The 2,518-nt window shown below is 76.6% G+C and carries 3 protein-coding genes; 2 read left to right on the plus strand and 1 reads right to left on the minus strand.

Translation table 11 applies throughout. From position 1 onward, the window contains the following. A partial coding sequence (locus tag ACFV5N_RS27000) for a bifunctional hydroxymethylpyrimidine kinase/phosphomethylpyrimidine kinase (RefSeq protein ID WP_385604917.1) occupies positions 1-234 on the plus strand: 234 nt, incomplete at its 5' end. Between the two features lie 169 nt (positions 235-403). Here the strand turns inward: ACFV5N_RS27000 and rpmB are convergent. Next, the gene (rpmB, locus tag ACFV5N_RS27005) at positions 404-589 is read right to left on the minus strand and encodes a 50S ribosomal protein L28 (protein ID WP_078576355.1); all 186 of its coding nucleotides are present in this window, start codon (positions 587-589) and stop codon (positions 404-406) included. A gap of 220 nt (positions 590-809) precedes the next feature. Between rpmB and ACFV5N_RS27010 the strand changes: the two genes are divergently transcribed. Beyond that, positions 810-2,450: a DAK2 domain-containing protein gene (locus ACFV5N_RS27010; protein ID WP_385604919.1), complete on the plus strand. Its 1,641-nt coding sequence runs from the start codon at positions 810-812 to the stop codon at positions 2,448-2,450. Positions 2,451-2,518: the final 68 nt, after the last annotated feature.

The following is a 2,518-nucleotide window of genomic DNA, read 5'->3' on the forward strand; positions in this document are numbered from 1 at the left end:
CTGCTGTACGGCGGACCCGGCGAGGTGCACTGGTTCCGGGCGCCCCGCTACGACAACCGGCACACCCACGGCACCGGCTGCACCCTCGCCAGCGCTCTCGCCTGCGGACTGGCCCGGGGCACGGCGCTGCCCGCCGCCGCCCGCGCCGCCAAGGAGTACGTCACCGGGGCCCTGGCCGCCGGATTCCCGCTGGGCGCCGGCATCGGTCCGGTGCACCACGGGTACCGCATCTGACCGCCGCTGCCGCTGCCGCTGCCGCTGCCGCCGTCGCGTGTCGCGCGGCGGCCCCGTACCGGACGCCCGCGCCACCGGCGCCGCTTCCGCACGCGGGAACGCCAAAAAGCCGGCCCACCACGGAGGTGGACCGGCTCAGCGGCTTACGGGCGGACCGCGGCCGAATGCGTCAGCGCGCGACCTTGCCCGCCTTGATGCACGAGGTGCAGGCGTTCAGGCGCTTCGGCGTCCCATTGATCACGGCACGCACCCGCTGGATGTTGGGGTTCCAACGGCGGGGGGTGCGGCGGTGCGAGTGGGAGATGCTGTTACCGAAGCCCGGCCCCTTGCCGCAGACGTCGCAGTTGGCAGCCACGGGTCACTCCAAAGACGGGTCAGTCCCGCGTACGCGGGGTGACAGAAACTAACGTGGGATCCCGGGGCCAGGACCCTCGGGGATGTGCCCGGCGAGCGGGAGAACACCCGTGCCGAGCAACCGCAGCAGCATACCCCGGGGCTTCCCGAACGGAGAAATCCGCCCCGGTCCGCATAAGCTGCACCCGCCGCCCGCCAAGGAGAGAGCCGAGGTCACCACCGTGCCGCAACCGCTGGACGCCGCCGCGGTACGGCGCTGGTGCCGGATCGCGCTGGACACCCTGGGCCGGGACCGCGCGGAGATCGACGCCATCAACGTCTTCCCCGTACCGGACGCGGACACCGGCACCAATCTCTACCTCACGATGGAGTCCGCCGACCGCGCGCTGACCGCCGCCGCACAGGAACCCGGCACCGGTACCCCGGGGCCCGGCGACGCCGCCCGCACCATGGCGCACGGCGCCCTCCTCGGTGCCCGCGGCAACTCCGGCACCATCCTCGCCCAGCTGCTGCGCGGCATGGCCCAGGAACTGGCCGCCGCCCCCACCGGCGACACCGGGCCCGAGCCGCTGCGCCGCGCGCTGCGCCGCGCCGCCACCCTCGCCTACGAGGCCGTCAGCCACCCCGTCGAGGGCACCATGCTCACCGTCGCCGCCGCCGCGGCCGACGCCGCCGAGCGGGCCCCGGCACGCCACCCCGCCGACATCGCCGCCGCCGCCTGCGCCGGGGCCCGCACCGCCCTGGCCGCCACCCCCGGGCAACTGGACGCCCTGGCCCGCGCCCACGTGGTCGACGCCGGGGGATCCGGGCTGGTCACCGTGTTGGACGCGCTCGACGCCGCCCTCTCCGGCCGCGCCCCGGACACCCTGCCGCACCACGGCCTGGGCCGCCCCGCGGGCCACCGGCACGGCGCACCGGGCGACGTGGCCGCCGGCCACCCCGGGCACGAGGGCTGCGCCGACGGCGGCTACGAGGTGATCTACCTCCTGGACGCCCGGGACGACGCCATACCCGGCCTGCGCCGCACCCTGGACGCCCTCGGCGACTCCCTGGTGATCGTCGGCGGCGACGGCCTGTGGAACGTCCACGTGCACACCTCCCGGCCGGGCCCCGCCGTCGAGGCGGGCATCGAGGCTGGCCGCCCGCACCGGATCAGCATCACCCAGCTCACCGCCGCCGCCCCCGGCGCCGCGGCACCCGCCGCCGACCGCGCCGTCGTCTGCGTCATGCCCGGCGACGGCCTCGCCGCGCTGTGCACCGAGGCCGGGGCCACCGCCCTCACCGCGGACCCCGCCCGCCCCCCGGCCACCGACGACCTCGCCGCGGCCATCGACCGCGCCGCGTCCCGGGAGATCGTGCTGCTGCCGAACGACGGCGCGCTGTGGCACGCCTCGGCCGCCGCCGCCGAGCAGGCCCGCCAGCGGGGCGTCCGGGTCGCCGTCATCCCCACCCGCTCCCCGGTCCAGGGCCTGGCGGCGCTCGCCGTCCACGCCGCGGAACGCCGCTTCGACGAGGACGTCGTCGCCATGACCTCCGCCGCCGGGGCCACCCGGTTCGGCGAGGTCACCGTCGCCGAACGCGAGTCCTGGACCACCGTGGGCATCTGCCAGGCCGGGGACGTCCTCGGCCTGATCGACGGCGATGTCGCCGTGATCGGCTCCGCCACCGAGGACGTCGCCGCCGATCTCCTCACCCGGATGCTGTCGGCAGGCGGCGAACTGGTCACCCTGGTCCTCGGCGAGAACACCCCCGCCGCACTCGCCGACCGGCTGGAACACCAGGTACGCCGCGGCCACCTCGGCGTGGACACCGTCGTCTACCGGGGACGCCAGGCGGCACCGCTGCTGATCGGCGTCGAGTAGCGGCGGACCTGCCCGCTGAGCGGGCCCCGGTGCGCTCCGCCCCGTCGCCGCGCCGGACGGGGCCGTCC

The organism is Streptomyces sp. NPDC059853, from assembly GCF_042731495.1.
In the GTDB taxonomy this organism is placed as follows: Bacteria; Actinomycetota; Actinomycetes; order Streptomycetales; family Streptomycetaceae; genus Streptomyces.